12 protein-coding genes are annotated in these 17,592 nt (G+C 39.6%); 7 read left to right on the plus strand and 5 right to left on the minus strand.

Going from position 1 to position 17,592, the window contains the following annotated elements:
• Positions 1-165: 165 nt before the first annotated feature.
• From QM481_RS12500 to nirB, 4 genes are all read right to left on the minus strand, one after another.
• A complete protein-coding gene (locus QM481_RS12500) occupies positions 166-813 on the minus strand; it encodes a response regulator (RefSeq protein ID WP_166549641.1) in 648 nt (215 codons plus the stop codon).
• The gene (locus QM481_RS12505; RefSeq protein WP_283382003.1) at positions 810-2,297 is read right to left on the minus strand and encodes an ATP-binding protein; all 1,488 of its coding nucleotides are present in this window, start codon (positions 2,295-2,297) and stop codon (positions 810-812) included. The genes QM481_RS12500 and QM481_RS12505 overlap by 4 nt, the downstream gene beginning before the upstream one ends.
• A gap of 160 nt (positions 2,298-2,457) precedes the next feature.
• Positions 2,458-2,814: a nitrite reductase small subunit NirD gene (gene nirD / locus QM481_RS12510; RefSeq protein ID WP_283382004.1), complete on the minus strand. Its 357-nt coding sequence runs from the start codon at positions 2,812-2,814 to the stop codon at positions 2,458-2,460.
• Positions 2,815-2,875: 61 nt separating this feature from the next.
• Entirely contained in the window at positions 2,876-5,386 is a 2,511-nt protein-coding gene (gene nirB / locus QM481_RS12515; protein WP_283382005.1) for a nitrite reductase large subunit NirB, read from the minus strand.
• Between the two features lie 444 nt (positions 5,387-5,830).
• Between nirB and cobA the strand changes: the two genes are divergently transcribed.
• The 7 genes from cobA (at position 5,831) to QM481_RS12550 (ending at position 16,955) form a co-directional block, all read left to right on the plus strand.
• Entirely contained in the window at positions 5,831-6,598 is a 768-nt protein-coding gene (gene cobA, locus QM481_RS12520) for a uroporphyrinogen-III C-methyltransferase (protein ID WP_283382006.1), read from the plus strand.
• A gap of 288 nt (positions 6,599-6,886) precedes the next feature.
• Positions 6,887-8,197, plus strand: coding sequence for a NarK family nitrate/nitrite MFS transporter (locus tag QM481_RS12525; protein ID WP_283382007.1), 1,311 nt, complete (start codon positions 6,887-6,889; stop codon positions 8,195-8,197).
• Positions 8,198-8,386: 189 nt separating this feature from the next.
• Positions 8,387-9,919 carry an alginate export family protein gene (locus tag QM481_RS12530; RefSeq protein WP_283382008.1) on the plus strand — a complete coding sequence of 511 codons (1,533 nt, stop codon included), beginning with the start codon at positions 8,387-8,389 and terminating at the stop codon, positions 9,917-9,919.
• Between the two features lie 237 nt (positions 9,920-10,156).
• Entirely contained in the window at positions 10,157-11,368 is a 1,212-nt protein-coding gene (locus tag QM481_RS12535) for a CmpA/NrtA family ABC transporter substrate-binding protein (RefSeq protein ID WP_283371473.1), read from the plus strand.
• A 55-nt stretch (positions 11,369-11,423) separates the two neighbouring features.
• Positions 11,424-12,212, plus strand: coding sequence for a nitrate ABC transporter permease (ntrB, locus tag QM481_RS12540; RefSeq protein WP_166549633.1), 789 nt, complete (start codon positions 11,424-11,426; stop codon positions 12,210-12,212).
• A gap of 21 nt (positions 12,213-12,233) precedes the next feature.
• Positions 12,234-13,091: an ABC transporter ATP-binding protein gene (locus QM481_RS12545; RefSeq protein WP_283382009.1), complete on the plus strand. Its 858-nt coding sequence runs from the start codon at positions 12,234-12,236 to the stop codon at positions 13,089-13,091.
• A 318-nt stretch (positions 13,092-13,409) separates the two neighbouring features.
• Positions 13,410-16,955 (plus strand): nitrate reductase, encoded by a 3,546-nt coding sequence (locus QM481_RS12550; RefSeq protein ID WP_283382010.1) that lies wholly within the window; start codon positions 13,410-13,412, stop codon positions 16,953-16,955.
• 205 nt (positions 16,956-17,160) lie between these two features.
• Here the strand turns inward: QM481_RS12550 and QM481_RS12555 are convergent, their stop codons facing one another.
• A complete protein-coding gene (locus QM481_RS12555) occupies positions 17,161-17,562 on the minus strand; it encodes a T9SS type A sorting domain-containing protein (RefSeq protein ID WP_141234883.1) in 402 nt (133 codons plus the stop codon).
• Between the last annotated feature and the right edge of the window lie 30 nt (positions 17,563-17,592).

A 17,592-nucleotide genomic window follows, 5' to 3' on the forward strand; every position in this document is an offset into this window, starting at 1 on the left:
GCTTTCGGTTATCGGCTATGAGTACTCGGTAAAATATTTTTTATAGCTTCCAAGCATCATATTGAAGATTTTAGCCTATTGTAGGTTAAGGTTTTGCCCATTAATATTTGAGTGAATGAGATAGATAAAAATCACTCATTCACTCAATCTCAACTCACTCAATGGTTACTGTATTGCCATTTTTACTAAATCAGCGGTATTTTTTGCTTTAGTTTTCTTCATCATATTCGCACGGTGATTGTCTACAGTACGAATACTCAAAAACAGCTTATCTGCAATTTCACGGCTATTATATCCTTGCACAATAAGGTCAAGAATTTGGCGCTCTTTAGGCGTAATTTTCTGAAAAATAGGCTTGCTTTCCACAGGCGCACCTCCCGAAAGATTTTTTGCCAGTAATTCGTCAATAATCACTTCGGATATTTCAGGTGGAAAATACTTACGACCTTCCGAAACAACGCTTAAAGCACGAAGTAACTCGTCTTTACCTGTATCTTTTAGCAAATATCCACTTGCACCATTCTCTACAGAATTGATGATGTATTCACGGTTGTTGTGCATCGAGAAAATCAAGATTCTCACCGATGGATATTCCTGTGAAATTACAGCGGCAGCTTCGATACCTGTCATTTTGGGCATAGTAAGATCTAAGATAACCACATCGGGCATCAAAGCTTTTACTTTTTCGATAGCTTCGGCACCGTCGGCAGCTTCGCCAATTACAAGTACACCCTCTTCGTCCTCAAGGAGCATTTTCATGCCTTTACGCACCACATCGTGGTCGTCGGCTAGTAATACTTTTATAGGATTCATATCGTTGTCTGTTGAGTTAATGGTTTTTTCTTTGAAATAGTGGATGACTTCTTTTTATTCGATAAAGGAATAACCACCTGAATAGCAGTTCCTTTTCCAATTCCTGACTGTATTTTGAATTGTCCGTTCAATAAATTACTACGAGTTTGCATATTTTTCAAGCCATTACTTCCCAAGCCTTTTTTACTTGGACCAACTTCAAAACCTTTGCCGTTGTCGATAATATGCATTAAAACACGTTGATTGGCTTCCTCCAAATGAATACTTATCAAACTAGCATCAGCGTATTTTACGGCATTGTGTAAAGCTTCTTGGGCAATACGATATAGAGTAGTTTCAATATTTTCAGGAAGTCGCTTCTGAATATTATCATGAAAATCTATTCCCACTCCTGACATTTTAGAAGTTTGCTCTGCCAAAATTCTCACGGCAGGTCCCAATCCATAATCACTTAATACCGATGGTGCCAAATTGAAAGAAACTGTACGAGTAGCCTCAATGGTTTCTTGAATCAATTTCTGTAGCTCCTCAAAAGACTTTTCTTGTTTTTCGTTGGTAAATGGCGTACTTCGTACTCTTTCTCCAAGCAATCGTAAGCCTGTGAGCATCTGGCCAATACCATCATGCAGCTCACGAGCGAGACGCTTGCGCTCTAGCTCCTGCCCCTCCATCAAAGAAGCTGAGCGTACTTTTTCTTCTGCTAATTGTAATTTATATTTCTCCTCTGTAGCCTGAACTAGCGCCGCTTGGGTAGTTACGAGCATCTCATTGGAGTCACGCAATTCTGTTTCTGAATCAGTCAGTTTTTTTATAACCACTCTGATATAGTTGGCTATTGGTCTAAATATCAAGAGTCCTTCGAGTACCAAAACGACAAATAATAACACAAACAAAATCAACTCGATACGCTTAATGGTATCCACTCGTTGACTGGCTTCTTTATCGTATTGGAAAACGATTTTATCCATCATTTTCAAGAAATTACGCTCATTACTCAAGATTTGCTGAAGCGAAGTATGAAGCGTATCTGCTTGGTTTTTTACAGGGTTCTCAATAATGTAACTGATAGTTTTGGCATTGGTAAGCATAACCGTAAAAATCGGATTTAGCTCCAAAAATAAACTATCAATAGTAGGACTGTTGCGAACCGTATAGGTTTGCTCAGGCGTATCTAACTCTCCTCCTTTCAACCCATTGTGACAGCCTTCCCACAGTCGAATAATATCTTTAATATCTTGCGAATAGTGCTCGGCATCGGCAGGAAAAATATCAGGGCGACAAAGCAAAATCGATGTTTTACATAATCGCTGACTGAGCATTCTTTGACGACCTGCGATATTAATAACATGAGAATCGTCTAGTAATTGGTGTAGAAACAATTGAATAACCAATTGTCCTGACATAGACAAAGCGGCAACCGTTGTAAGTGCAATCACATACAAGCGGGTCAATCGTTGAAAAACTTGGGTATCTAAAGGCCTCATAACCTGAAATATACCAATTTTTCGAAATAAATCGCTAAGTCGTTTCAAGTAATTTACTGGTTATCAAATTGTTTCAAAAAAATCTTAAAAGTATAATATTTTGCTTTGGACTTGTCCTAAAATAAGAAGCTAAAAACAAGCCCAAAGCTGTATTGGGTCGTTACAAGCCTACGTAAACCATTCCGTTTTCTACTTTCACGGGATAGGTTTGAATCTGATAATCGTCGCCAGAAAGACAAGCTCCTGTTTTCAAGGAAAAAGTCTTTTTATGAAAAGGGCAAGCCACTTTAGGTTCTTGTTCTTCGCCCGTCGAGCCAATCATGCCTCTCGAAAGAGCCATTTGTTGGCGATGTGGGCAAAGATTTTGTGTGGCAAACCATTCACCTCTTCTTTTAAAATTATAAATAGCGATTTGTTCTCCCTCGATGAGTGCACAAGCTCCGCCATTTTCGGGTATGTCGGCTTCTGAACATGCCAAATGCCAAACAAGAGTATCTTCTTCTAATATGTTGCTCATTGTATTTGCTTTTTAAGGACTTTGGGCAATAGCAATCTATTGCCTTCAATCTGTTGAATCATTATTTCACCCACTCTGCTGCTTTAATTTGGTCACGCATTGGCTCGAATTTGACATTCGGGTCTTTTACGTGTGGCGCATTGACAAAGTGTGTAAAACGTTTGCGAAGCTCAGGGTTTGTTACTACCTCTTTCCATTCACAACGATATGCCTCTACTAGCATATTCATTTCATCTTCAAACTGCTTATTTAAGCCTAATACATCATCGATTACAACGGCTTTGAGATAATCTATTCCACCGTCGAGTTTATTGAGCCATGTGGCAGTACGAGTCAAAGGTTCTGCCGTTTTGATATAAAACATCAAGAAACGGTCGATGTACTTAATACAGGTTTCTGAGTCGATGTCGCTGGCTAATAATAAAGCGTGTTGAGGCTTTACGCCGCCGTTGCCACATACATATAAGTTCCAACCTTTCTCGGTAGCGATAATTCCAAAGTCTTTCGATTGCGCTTCGGCACACTCACGTGTACAGCCCGAAACTGCCGATTTAAACTTATGAGGCGCTCTCAGTCCACGGTAGCGCTCTTCGATTTCGATGGCAAAAGATACAGAATCATGCAAACCAAAACGACACCAAGTAGACCCCACACAAGACTTTACAGTACGTAATGCCTTGCCATAAGCGTGTCCTGACTCAAATCCAGCATTGACCAATTCCTCCCAAATGGCAGGCAAGTCTGATACGTGAGCACCAAAAAGGTCGATACGCTGACCACCTGTGATTTTGGTGTAAAGTCCGTATTTCAACGCGACTTGTCCAATTACAATCAATTTATCTGGCGTTATTTCTCCGCCAGGGATACGAGGGACAACCGAGTAAGTGCCATTTTTCTGGATATTAGCCAAATAACGGTCGTTCGAATCTTGAACAGTGTCATTGCCTTTTACCAAAATCATCTCGTTCCATAAACTTGCCAAGATAGAAGCTACAGCAGGCTTACAAGTTTCGCACCCATCGCCGTGACCCAATCCATCCAAAGCCTCCTCATAGGTTTTATATCCTTTGATTTTGACAAGGTCAAAAAGCTCTTGGCGTGTATAATCAAAGTGTTCGCAAATGATATTGCGGATATACACCCCTTGGCTTTTCATGGTTTCGTTAATGAGGTCTTTTACCATTGGTACACAACCACCGCAACCAGTACCCGCTTTCGTACATTTTTTAATAGCGTCAAGCGTATTATTTCCTGCCAAAACTTCCCCACAGATTTGTCCTTTTGATATAGCTTCACATGAACAAATCGAAGCGTCGTCTGGTAATGCCATTACACCAGCACCTGATTCTTCCTTGCCTCCCCGAGCCCCGAGCATCAAGTCCTCTGGGTCAGGAGGAAGAACTGTTTGGTTTTTGACATTTTGCAAAAGCATATTATATTGCTCTGCATCGCCAATCAAAATTCCTCCGAGCAAATACTTGCCATCGTTGGAGATATTGATTCTTTTATAAATACCTTTCGCAGAATTTTCGTAAACGATAGTCTGACAATTGGGTTCTTGAATAAAAGCATCTCCAAAACTTGCCACATCTACCCCAATCAATTTGAGTTTAGTAGACATATCAAACGGCTTGAATGATTTATCTTTATCCTTTACCAATTGATTTACTACTACATCTGCCATTTCATAACCTGGTGCAACCAAGCCATATATCATGTGATGAGCCAAAGCACATTCGCCAATAGCATAAATATTTGGGTCTGAAGTCTGCAAATAATCATTTACAATCACACCTCCACGCACACCTACTTCTAATCCTGCAATGCGAGCTACTTCGTCGCGAGGTTTGATACCTGCCGAAATCACTAACATATCTACTTCCAACTCTACTCCATCAGCAAAGAGCATCGAAGAGATAGCGCCATTGCCACGAATTTCTTGGGTATTCTTATTCAAATGTATCTTCAAACCTAATTCTTCTAACTTAGTCTGAAGCATTTTTGAGCCTGCATCATCTACTTGGCGAGGCATTAGTCTTGGTGCAAATTCGATTACATGCGTTTCTTCTAATCCTAGGTCGAGCAATGCCTTAGCTGCTTCAAGACCCAACAAACCTCCACCGATCACCGCACCTTTTTTGGCTTTTTTGGCATGATTCTGCATCATATCCAAATCTTCAATAGTACGATACACAAACACTCCGTCTTTTTCAACGCCAGGAATCGGAGGCACAAAGGCAGCCGAGCCCGTAGCTAATACTAAATAATCATACGCCTCGACCAAACCATGGTGCGAGCGAACCGTCTTGGCATCTCTATCGATGTCCACGATTGGGTCAGAAAGGTGAAGGGTAATGCCATTTTCGGCATACCAACTTGCAGGAGCCATTGTCAAGTCTTCTACTGTTTTACCAGCGAAGTATGCAGACAAATGTACACGGTCGTAAGCTGGACGAATTTCTTCGCCAAATACAACCAAATCAAACTCCTGAGCGGCGTCTTTTGCAATAAGCTTTTCACAAAACTTATACCCCACCATGCCGTTCCCCACTACGACAATTTTCTTTTTCATTTGATGGTTATTTATAGGATGATAAATGCTTGATTACTGATTCATATAGATACCCTATTAAGGTGTGAGTATCTTTACTCTATTTAAGCCGTTGTGAAGTTTGTCTTTAAAAAAGTTAAGTATTTTTAACTAACTAGTAATAAATACTCAGATACTGTGTGGTAAATAGAGAATGTGTAATTAGTTATTTATCACTATAAATACTAAATGAAAAATTGAATCTAATTGTATTAATTCTATAACAAATTTATTCATTTTTTCCCACAACCCCTTGATTTATGTATCAAATTTAAACCTATTTTTATTGATTTTGCAAATTTTTTCAAAAAAATACCTAAAATTTTAACTTAAATTTTGGATTTAAACATTTTTATGCCATTTTTGTATCGAAATCATAACTGAGTAGTTTCAATCATAAGCAAAAATATCAAAAAAGAATAGAATATGAATATTCCAAGAATAAGTTTGATTGGAGCTGGCCCAGGTGATATAGAGTTAATTACTCTAAAAGGCATCAAAGCAATAGAGTCAGCAGATGTTATTCTCTATGATGCCTTAGCTAATGAAGAACTTTTGGCGTATGCCAAGCCAGATGCCGTAAAAGTATATGTGGGAAAACGCTTAGGTAAATATGTTTATACGCAAGAGCAAATCAATTATCAGATAGTACAATTGGCACTTGAATATGGACATGTAGTAAGGCTCAAAGGTGGCGATCCTTTTGTTTTTGGAAGAGGCTTCGAAGAAATAGAATATGTTCGTTCATTTAATATTCCTTGTGAAGTGATTTCGGGTGTTACTTCTGCCATTGCGGCGCCAGCTTCGGTAGGAATTCCAGTTACCACGAGAGGATATGCTGAAAGTTTTTGGGTAATTACTGGCACGACCAAAACAGGCGAACTTTCAAATGATATTAAACTAGCGGCACAGTCAACCGCAACGGTGGTAGTGCTGATGGGTATGAGTAAATTAGAACAGATTTGTGCTATTTTTACAGACTACCAAAAACAAGATACACCAGTAGCAATAGTTCAAAATGGCACACGCGACAACGCCAAGTATCTTGTCGGAACCATTGAGGATATTGTATCAAAAGTAAAAACTAAAAAACTCAGCAATCCAGCAGTGATTGTCATTGGCGAAGTGGTAAGTCTTCATCCAGAGTTTATAGAAACTTACCTAAAAGAAGAAATTAGAACGATGCGTGGTTAAGGACATTTCATTTTAGTTAGAACGTAATCAAGCACTATATAAAACAAAAAGGTTTCAACGATAATTCTGCGAAACCGTTCCACTAATTACCTTGATAAATTAGACTACTTCATTTTTCATCAACACTCTCAAAATTAATAAATCTTATACCTTGCTCGCTTTCTGGGCTCTTTAGTTCTTTATTTCCCTTCAACAGTTAGTTGAAAATGGTCATTCGTGGGGGCGAATGTAAAACCATCTGTATTATGATTGTGGGGGCAATCATGTTACTGAAAACAGGAATAAATTATGTTATCGCAAAACTCTGTATCAAACAGGGCTCCGTTAGAGTCCTTGAATGTATTGTCGTGGAAAGGAATCCAAATGAAGACTTTTCATATTACATGGATTACTTTTTTCTTTTGCTTCTTTGGTTGGTTTGGCATCGCGCCATTGATGAAAATCGTCAAAGATGATTTGGGACTTACCAAAGCTCAAATCGGAAATGTAATGATTGCTTCGGTTTCGGCAACAATTTTTGCTCGATTGATTATCGGACGTTTATGCGACACGTTAGGTCCACGTTTGACGTACACTGGTTTGCTACTCCTTGGCTCTATTCCTGTAATTGGTATTGGTTTGGCGAATAGCTACGAAAGCTTCTTATTGTTTCGTCTTGCTATTGGTGTTATTGGCGCATCATTTGTGATTACACAATACCATACTTCCATGATGTTCGCTCCTAAAATTAAAGGAACCGCCAACGCTGTAGCAGGAGGCTGGGGTAACTTGGGTGGTGGTATCACCAACATGGTTATGCCTTTAGTATTTGCAACATTTGTTGGAGCGGGTTATACCAAACCTGAAGCATGGAGATTAGCTATGATGATTCCTGGAGTAATTTTATTGGTAATGGCATTTGTGTACTTCCGTTATACAAAAGATACGCCAGCCGGTAACTTCTCAGAAATTACTCGCCAACAACAAACAAAAGGTTCGTTCTGGGCAGCAGCCTCTGATTTTCGTACATGGATTTTGTTTTTAGCGTATGGAGCTTGTTTTGGTATCGAAATTACGTTCGACAATGTAGCCGCTTTATACTTTTCAGAATACTTCAAATGTGATTTAGCAACAGCAGGCTTATTGGCAGGTATCTTCGGATTCATGAACTTGTTTGCAAGAGCCATCGGTGGAATCGTAGCCGATAAAGTAGGTGCTAAAATGGGAATGCGTGGTAAAGGTTGGTTATTAGCAGGATTGTTGACTTTTGAGGGTATAGGTATTATTCTCTTTGCTCAAACCAATTCTTTGGCTATGGCAGTGGTAGCGATGTTAGGTTTTGCGTTCTTCTTGAAAATGGCAAATGGTGCCACTTATGCAATCGTACCTTTTATTGATTCAAAAAATGTAGGCTCTGTTTCAGGAATCGTAGGTGCTGGTGGCAACCTTGGTGGTGTGCTAGCAGGCTTTTTATTCAAATCTGAAAACATTACTTATAACCAAGCTTTCTTCTATATCGGTTTAGTGGTAGGCGCTATTGGCTTAGTGGTAGCCATAAGTCGTTTCGAAAAACAATCACAAACTTCAGAAAAATTAAAGTTAGAACCAGAAATGGCCTAAATGATATTTCAGATTTAGGATTTTTGATTTCGGAATTATAGTAGTAAATCCTAAAATTGGAAATCAAAAATCTACCATTCACATCTATTTTTCTTTTAAAACAAACAAAAAAACCCGAATGAGATGGGGGTCTCAATTCGGGCGAAAATCGCAAAACTCTGTTAAAATCTTACAATCAGCTACAAAAGTATGAAAAAAACTTACAAAATCAAGGCTGCTTTAGCCTTATTGGTGGGGGTTTCTACTCACTTTGTGTCGAAGGCACAATTCACTCTTCAAGGTCAAGTTAGAACTCGTACTGAGGTTCGTAATGGACTAGGTAATTTAGTACCGACAGGTTCAGATGCTGCGGCATTTACCTCTCAACGTACTCGCTTGATTTTTGGATACAAATGGGATCGAGTAACATTTGGAGCTACCGTTCAGGACATTCGTGTATGGGGACAAGATGCTTCGAGTATCTCAAACAACGATGGCAGTCGCCTGATGTTACATGAAGGATGGGCTGAGGTAACCTTAGCCAACAAAGCTGACACTACGATTAAATTCAAGGCAGTTGATCAACTTTCAATCAAAATTGGTCGCCAAGAATTAAGTTATGACGATGTAAGATTAATAGGAAATTTGGATTGGTTACAACAAGGTCGTCGTCACGACATGGTATTACTCAAAGGAATGCACTCAGGTTGGCAGTTTGATGTTGGTTATGCTTTTAACCAAAATACTGATGCTTTTAATACAACTGGAACCATTTATACGCCTGCCAACACACCACAGTATATGCCCAATTCGAAAGGCGCTTTGGTAGCAGTACCCGCAGGAACGATTCCAAACGGAGCAGTATTTACGAGTAATCCAAGTACCAACGGTGCGACGCAAGATTACAAATCATTCAAAAGCGTATATATATCACGTAAGTTTAATCAGACCAAATTTTCAGGTCTATTTTTCAATGATGATTTTGGAAAATATAAGATGGATACCTTGGTTGGAAACAGTACGACAGGGTATTTGTATGGAAAAGATTTTAGAGGACAAAAAGGGGTTAACAGTCGTGTAACTTATGGTTTGATGGTTAATCACACGTTGGGCAATGCTTCAGGATTTGGTAAAATTGCTTTCCAAGGAGCATATTATGCGCAAACAGGCAAAAATCGTGATGGGGTAGACATGGATGCTTATCACTACACGCTTTCGGCAACTTACCAAAAAGGCAAATGGGCTTTTACGCCAGGATATGATGTTCTTTCAGGAAATGATGCTGTAAATCCTAGTGGCAAAGACAATCGCTTTGACCCACTTTATGGAACACCACACCGTCACTGGGGCTATATGGATTACTTTTATGTAGGTACAGGTGCACCAGCAGGAGGCTTGAACAATGCTTATTTCAAGGTAAAATATACGACCAATGTATTGACAGTTGGCTTGGATTATCACTCATTTGCCTTAAACAAAGCTATGGTAAAAACAGGTTCTGATGGTATCAAAAACACAATTAACAACCAATTAGGTACTGAGTTAGACTTTACGTTGAATTACAACATGAACAAGTTTACCAATATCGAATTGGGCTATTCAATCATGAATGCGACCGACAGTATGCCAATTGCCAAAGCACAAAGTGCAACAGCAACTTACGACAAAACAGGCACATGGTTTTATGCAATGATTAACATTCGTCCAGATTTCTTTTACTCAAAACCAGTAGCGTTAAGATAGTTTTGAGTGATGAATTTTGAGTGGTGAGTTGTGAATGTAAACATCAAGTTATCAACACTCTAAACTCCATATCATTTAGACTTAATTCCATAGTTTAACTCATAATATGAAACCACTTTGTGACTTTGTGCCTGTTCACTTTGTACCTTTTAACTGACTTACTAATTTTTCATTATACAACTTCCTTAGACTGATGGGGGTCGGTCTAAGGATAGTTTAAACCATTTCATAATCGTTATGAACGCAAAAACTCTGTTGAAGCAAGTATTAGTGTTGGTATGTTTAGTAGCTACAACACTACAATTGTCGGCCAATCCGACACCTTCTGGAAAGAAAATAAGATTAGGGTTTATTCCACTGACAGACTGCGCTCCGCTAGTAGCCGCTAAAGAGTTGGGATTATTCGCAAAATATGGTGTCGATGTTGAGCTTTCGAAAGAAGCTTCATGGGCCAATGTTCGTGATAAAATCTTGAATGGTGAATTGGATGGAGCGCACTGTCTTTTCTCGATGCCCTTGTCAGTATATACAGGAATTGGTGGTAAAGCTGGCTCAGAAATGAAGATTGCCATGGTAATCAACAACAATGGGCAAGGTATCACCCTTTCGAAAGACTTCTGCGGCATGGTTGGTTTCAAAGAAGTAAATAAAGTAGTAGCTGCCGTAAAAAATGTTCAGACTCGCAAGGAAGTTACCTTCGCTATGACTTTCCCAGGAGGAACCCATGATATATGGTTACGAAACTGGTTAGCAGCAGCAGGTGTCAATCAAAAATCAGTAGGAATCATCACCATTCCACCGCCACAAATGGTAGCAAATATGCGTGTAGACAATATGGAAGGCTATTGCGTAGGTGAACCTTGGAATGGTGTTGCCGCTACTCAAAACGTAGGATTTACACATATTGCATCACAAGATATTTGGAAACATCACCCAGAAAAAGCTTTGGTTGTCAACAGCAAATTTGCCGCAGAAGATAAAGAAGATTTGAAAAAAGTGATGAAAGCTATCATTGAAGCTTGTCGCTGGTTAGACAATATGGGTAATCGTAAAAAAGCAGCTTCATGGTTAACAAAACCCTATTATGTAAATGCTGCATTGCCAGTGATTGAAGCTCGCTTGTTAGGTTCAAACGATTTGGGTTGCGACTTGGGTGTTCAAAAATACAAGGACGACTACATGACTTTTTATAACAATGGTGTCGTGAATATGCCTCGCAAATCTCACGCAATGTGGTTTTTGGCACAGTATGTCCGTTTTGGTTATCTAAAGGCTGAGCCAAATTATAAAGCGATTGTCGAAAAATTGATTTTGGATGATTTGTACCAAGAAGTAGCAAAAGAAATGGCAGTACCTATGCAACCAGATATGAAGCCTTTCAAAACTACGTATGACGTAAACTTCGATCCAGCCAATATCGACGATTATTTGAAAGCAACTCGTAAATAAGATTTCCACAGTACTTCCTTGTGACAAGCAAGGAAGTACCCAAACATACCATATCATGAATTCATTTTCTCTCAAAAATTCGATTAGTAATGCGCTTTACTTTATCGGAAGTATGTTGGTGCTGATAGGCTTGTGGCAGTTGGTAACAATTTTAACTAAAAACGAAATTCCTGGACCTGTAGCCACGTGGCAAGTATTTATGGAACTCATGAGTGAACCATTTTATGACCGTGGTCCCAACGATAAAGGTATCGGCAACCAATTGGTAAGTTCATTAATCCGTGTTTTTAGTGGTTTTGGAGCTGGAAGTATCGTAGCTATTCCTCTTGGCTTGTTGATGGGGTCTTCTAAAACTGGGATGAAACTCCTCAACCCTATTGTTCAGATTTTACGCCCTGTGTCGCCTTTGGCTTGGTTTCCATTAGGCTTGTTGGCTTTCAAAGCGGCAGAAGGAGCTACTATTTTTATCATCATGATTACTTCATTATGGCCAACGCTTATTAACACAGCTTTTGGTGTGGCGAGTATTCCTGATGACCATAAAAATGTAGGTAAAGCTTTTGGTTTTTCTACTTGGAAATACATTACCAAAATCATGTTGCCTTATTCTATTCCACATATCATTACAGGCTTGCGTCTCTCGATTGGCGTAGCGTGGATGGTAATCGTAGCAGGCGAAATGCTTTCTGGTGGCGTTGGTATTGGGTTCTTTGTTTGGGATAGTTGGAATGCCCTTTCATTGGAGCGTATCCTCGTAGCGATTTTGATTATCGGTACCGTAGGACTTTTGTTGGATAAAGGCTTCAATGCCTTACAAAATGCTTTTTCTTATAACCAAAAGTAAAACCTAAACCCTTTGCCACAAATGAATACTAGCAATAAATCACTCAATTTGGTCGATTCGGCCAATGATTTTCATAAAATTAATAGTCGTGAAACGGCTATCAGTATCAACAACGTTGAGGTATCTTTCTCAACACCTAAAGGAAAGTTTACAGCCGTAAAGGATATATCTCTCGACATCAAAAGAGGCGAAATTATTTCCCTAATCGGTCACTCTGGTTGTGGAAAATCAACTTTGATGAATACTATTTCAGGTATGGTATTGCCTACTTCAGGCGAAGTAATCGCCAACGATAAAGTGGTAAAAGGACCAGGTCCTGATCGTGGTATCGTATTTCAAAACTACTCGTTGTTGCCGTGGATGTCGGTGTACAAAAATATATTTGTCGCTGTAGATTCGGTGTTTAAGCATAAATCTACTGACGAAAAACACGCTATTGTCAACCATTATATCGAAATGGTAAATCTTACCTCACACAAAGACAAATTGCCAAGTCAGTTGTCGGGTGGGATGAAACAACGAGTAGCCATTGCTCGTGCATTTGCCATCAACCCAAGCATTTTGTTATTGGACGAGCCATTCGGGGCATTGGATGCTCTTACCAAAGGTTCGATGCACATTGAATTATTGAAATTGTGGAACCTAGATAATCGTAACAAAACTATCGTGATGGTAACCCACGACATAGAGGAGGCGATTTTCTTATCAGATAAAGTAGTGGTAATGAATAATGGCCCAGCAGCTACTATCAAAAAGATTGTAGATGTTAATCTAGAAAGACCCCGTAATAAAAAAGCAATTGCTCACGACCCCGAATACATCCGAATTCATGATGAGCTATTAGGATTGTTGTTTGATAAGTTTTCTATTGAAGACTAATAGGTATAAAAAAGCCCGAAATCACAGATTTCGGGCAAGACTCTTACTTTTCATTGATATGAAAAGTCTCAAACTGGTCTAATCGAGCTGATAGTTTCCAACATAGCGGTGTCAAAAACCAATGACATCAGTAGCGGCCGATGATCATACCGAATTAGGGTTTCAAGAATTTATGAATTCCGCAATTCTCATATCAATTTATGCAAAAGTAGGGCGATTATTGAAGGAATAATCTTCTTAGCATTTATCATAAACCATGCCATATTTGCGGAAAATTCGGGATGAAACACTTTTGAAACAAAATAAAACACTTTGTATATGAGTATTCTGTCCAACAAGAAACAAGTAAAGTCAACCTGCTCTTATTGTGGCGTGGGCTGCGGTGTAGTGCTAACCGACCACGGCAAAGGAAAGTTGACCCTTGAAGGAGACAAGTCACATCCTTCAAGCAAAGGTATGCTCTGTTCAAAAGGTATGAATCTTCACTACACAGTGATGGACACTTCCGACCGTTTGTTGTATCCGACCATGCGCTACAACCGTGATATGCCTCTACAGCGTGTATCGTGGGACCAAGCACTTGACCGCACAGCGGCTGTTTTTAAAGCTATTATCAAAAAATACGGTCCCGATGCTGTCGGATTCTACGTTTCAGGACAATGCTCTACCGAAGAATATTACGTTATCAATAAGCTCATCAAGGGTTTTATTGGTTCTAATAATATCGATACCAACTCTCGCTTGTGTATGTCGTCGGCGGTAGTAGGTTACAAACTTACCCTCGGCGAAGACTCAGTGCCTGTTTGTTATGATGACATCGAACTAGCTGATACTTTCTTGGTAACAGGTGCCAATCCTGCTTGGGCACACCCAATTATCTGGCGAAGAGTCGAAGCGCACAAACAAGCCAATCCTCATATCAAAATTATTGTAGTAGACCCACGTCGTACTCAAACGGCCTCACAAGCTGATTTGCACTTGCAAATTACGCCAGGCACCGATGTTACACTCACTAACGCCATCGGAAGGGCTTTGATTGAAAACGACTGGATTGATACTGATTTTATTGTATCTCATGCAGATGGCTTTGAAGCTTACAAAGACCAAGTTATGCAGAGAAGTATATCAGAGGCTGCCGAAATTTGCGGTATATCTTCTGAAGAAATTTATTTAGCCGCTCGCTATATTCATGAAGCCAAAGGCTTTATGTCGATGTGGACAATGGGACTTAATCAGTCGGTTATTGGCGTAAACAAAAACCTATCTCTCATTGATTTGCATTTGATTACTGGTAAAATTGGGAAAGAGGGAAATGGTCCTTTCTCGCTTACAGGACAGCCCAATGCCATGGGCGGACGTGAGGTAGGTGGTTTGGCTAATATGCTACCAGCGCATAGAGATTTGCTTAATCCAGCCCATAGAGAAGAAGTTCAAGCTTTTTGGGGTGGAACCAAAATCTCTGATAAGCCAGGTTTTACCGCTACCGAAATGTTCGAAGCCTTGGCGGATGGTCGCATGAAAGCTATCTGGATTGTTTGTACCAACCCGATGGTGAGCTTACCCAATATCAACGCCGTTGAAAAAGGTTTACAAAACGCTAAATATGTCGTAGTACAAGATATTTCGAACCGTTCGGATACTGTTAAATATGCCGATGTCGTATTACCTGCGGCATCATGGGCGGAAAAAAACTCCGTTTTCACCAACTCCGAACGCCGTATTACCTTTTTACCCAAATTAATTAACGCTCCTGGCGAAGCCAAAGACGATACACAAATCATTGTAGAGTTTGCTCAGAAAATGGGCTTCGAAAAGGCTTTTGATTATCAAAATACAGCCGAAGTCTACGCCGAACATTGTCGTTCGACAGTCGGAACTAACATTGACATTTCGGGTTTGAGCTATGAAGTTTTACAACAAAAACGCTCTGTACAATGGCCATATCCACAAGAAAAGGCTATTCAAGACCCTGATTATGTGGGTACTAAACGACTTTTTACGGATAACCAATTTTATACCGCAAATCGTCGTGCCAAAATTCATGCTGTCCCAGACCAAAATCAGTCTGAGGCTTTGAGTAAAGAATTTCCCCTAATCCTTACCACGGGTCGTATTCGTGACCAATGGCATACCATGACCAAAACGGGTAAGGTGAATAAACTAAATCAACATATTTCACAGCCTTTTATCGAAATACATCCAAAGGATGCTGCCGAGAGAGGTATCACCGAAAATCAAATTGTAGAGGTAAAAACTATCCGTGGCGAGGCTCGCATTAAGGCAAAAATTACAACCGACATCAAACAGGGCGTATGTTTTATGCCGATGCACTTTGGAAAAATCCAAGAAAAAACTTTTGGTCGCACCAATAACCTAACCAATACCTTGGTTGATCCACGCTCAAAAGAGCCAGATTTTAAGTATTCTGCGGTACAGGTTTTACCTTATCAAAAACCTGTTGAAAAAATTGTACTTATTGGTGCAGGTTCGGCAGGATTGGGTTTTATCAAAGCCTATCGTGAACTCAATCAACAAGATGAGATTCATGTTTTTTCAAAAGAAATCTATCCCTTTTATAATAGAGTAATGCTTCCTGACTATATCTCAGGAGCACAAAATTGGGAACAGTTGGTCAAGCTTCGTGAAGACCAATTTGCGGAGGCAAATATCCACGTACATAAAGGCGTAGAAATTGTGCATATTGACCGTGCCAACAAAGTTTTAACTGATTCTTTGGGTCAAGAACACACCTACGACAGATTAATGTTGGGTATGGGATCAAGAGCCTTTATGCCTCCGAGCGTTCCTAAGATTCCTGGTATTTTCAATATGCGTTCTCGTATCGATGCCGATAGTTTAATGCCTTTTTTACAACAACCTAATCCCCATGCTGTGATTGTAGGGGGCGGTTTGTTAGGCTTGGAATTAGCGGCTTCTCTTCGAGAAATGAATATCGAAGTTACTGTAATTCAGCGAAGTGGTCGTTTTATGGACCGCCAGCTCGACAAGCTTGGCTCAGAAATGCTCCATCATGAAATCGTAGACTTGGGCATTGAAGTATTTTATAATGATGAGGTTTCGTCTATTTATGGAACCGACCAATTAGAAGGAGTTCGTCTTAAATCAGGACGACGAATCGATGCGCAAGTTGCTGTATTTGCAATTGGGACTACGCCTAACACCGAAATTGCCAAAGCCGCAGGATTGGAAGTAAAACGTGGAGTGGTGGTCAATGATTATTTGCAAACGTCTGATCCTTCTATTTTTGCCGCTGGCGAAATGGCACAATGGCGTGGCGAAATGTGGGGTATCACGGCTGCTGCCGAGCATCAAGCCGAAATTATTGCTAAATATATTGCGGGTGACTGGGCAAGTTATTACCAAGGTTCGCTTTCGATGAATATCATGAAAATCCAAGGAGTACAATTATGCTCATTGGGCATGATTGATGCGCCTACGAATAATCCTGAATATGAGGAAATTATCTTTATCGATAAAGCCAAGCGTTATTACAAAAAATGTATTGTTCACCGAGACAAATTGGTAGGTGCTATTTTGATTGGTGATAAATCAGAATTCTTGGAGTTTAAAGATTTGATTGGGAATAAAATTGAGCTTTCAGACAAACGAATGGAATTGTTGCGTTCGGGCAAAAAAGCAGATCCTGTAATGGGAAAATTGGTATGCTCGTGTAATAATGTGGGAGAAGGCAACCTCAAAAATGCAATTGCTGGAGGTTGTAAAGATTTTACACAATTGTGTTCGCAAACAGGCGCTGGAACAGGCTGTGGAAGTTGCAGACCAGAAGTAAAAGCAATATTAGAATCGCTAAGCAAAAAAGAAGATGCTTTAGCAGAGAAGTAGTTACCAGAAAGAAGGTTGGAATAGAAAAGGAAAAACGAGAAAGGAAGGTTTTTCTGAAGTGTACTGGAAAAGATGATTTTTAACCTTTTAGGCTCCGGAATCAAATTACTGGAATTAGAAACGAGCTTCTAAATTCCAGTAATTCAATTCCAAAGAACCTATATTTCTGAGGTTAAAACATGTCATCGTCATAGGTCGTCATTAATTATTTCTGACGAGCCACTACTAAATCACGAGTAGTAACAAAGTTAGTTTTGATTTCGAAAGTTTTAGCGTCGATAACGTCGATGTTTGAGCTAAGAACTTGGATAGTGTATTTACCATCGCTCAAGTTAGAGAAATCAAAAGTTTTTGCAAATTTACCTGATTTAGCGTCAACGTACTCACGGTGTACTTCGTTGTTGTCTTTGTCAACTACTACTACAGTAACTTTTTTGTTGTTTGGTTTTTCTACCCAAACGTTGAAGCTAAGGCTGTTAGTAACTGGAGCGATTTTAGACTTTACAAATGCTTCTTCATCATTTGAGTTAGCGATTGCACTTACGTTTGACAAACAAGTCATAGCAGCTGCTACGAACATAGCTTTGATTACATTGTTGTTTTTCATGGTATTCATTATTTATGAGAGTGAAACATC

The sequence above is a fragment of the Flectobacillus rivi genome, assembly GCF_030056655.1.
In the GTDB taxonomy this organism is placed as follows: Bacteria; Bacteroidota; Bacteroidia; order Cytophagales; family Spirosomataceae; genus Flectobacillus; species Flectobacillus rivi.

What these genes read in the sequence shown, in the direction of transcription:
- QM481_RS12500 (WP_166549641.1), bottom strand. Translation starts at nt 813, where the DNA reads ATGAATCCTATAAAAGTATTACTAGCCGACGACCACGATGTGGTGCGT.
- QM481_RS12505 (WP_283382003.1), bottom strand. Translation starts at nt 2,297, where the DNA reads ATGAGGCCTTTAGATACCCAAGTTTTTCAACGATTGACCCGCTTGTAT.
- nirD (WP_283382004.1), bottom strand. Translation starts at nt 2,814, where the DNA reads ATGAGCAACATATTAGAAGAAGATACTCTTGTTTGGCATTTGGCATGT.
- nirB (WP_283382005.1), bottom strand. Translation starts at nt 5,386, where the DNA reads ATGAAAAAGAAAATTGTCGTAGTGGGGAACGGCATGGTGGGGTATAAG.
- cobA (WP_283382006.1), top strand. Translation starts at nt 5,831, where the DNA reads ATGAATATTCCAAGAATAAGTTTGATTGGAGCTGGCCCAGGTGATATA.
- QM481_RS12525 (WP_283382007.1), top strand. Translation starts at nt 6,887, where the DNA reads ATGTTATCGCAAAACTCTGTATCAAACAGGGCTCCGTTAGAGTCCTTG.
- QM481_RS12530 (WP_283382008.1), top strand. Translation starts at nt 8,387, where the DNA reads ATGAAAAAAACTTACAAAATCAAGGCTGCTTTAGCCTTATTGGTGGGG.
- QM481_RS12535 (WP_283371473.1), top strand. Translation starts at nt 10,157, where the DNA reads ATGAACGCAAAAACTCTGTTGAAGCAAGTATTAGTGTTGGTATGTTTA.
- ntrB (WP_166549633.1), top strand. Translation starts at nt 11,424, where the DNA reads ATGAATTCATTTTCTCTCAAAAATTCGATTAGTAATGCGCTTTACTTT.
- QM481_RS12545 (WP_283382009.1), top strand. Translation starts at nt 12,234, where the DNA reads ATGAATACTAGCAATAAATCACTCAATTTGGTCGATTCGGCCAATGAT.
- QM481_RS12550 (WP_283382010.1), top strand. Translation starts at nt 13,410, where the DNA reads ATGAGTATTCTGTCCAACAAGAAACAAGTAAAGTCAACCTGCTCTTAT.
- QM481_RS12555 (WP_141234883.1), bottom strand. Translation starts at nt 17,562, where the DNA reads ATGAAAAACAACAATGTAATCAAAGCTATGTTCGTAGCAGCTGCTATG.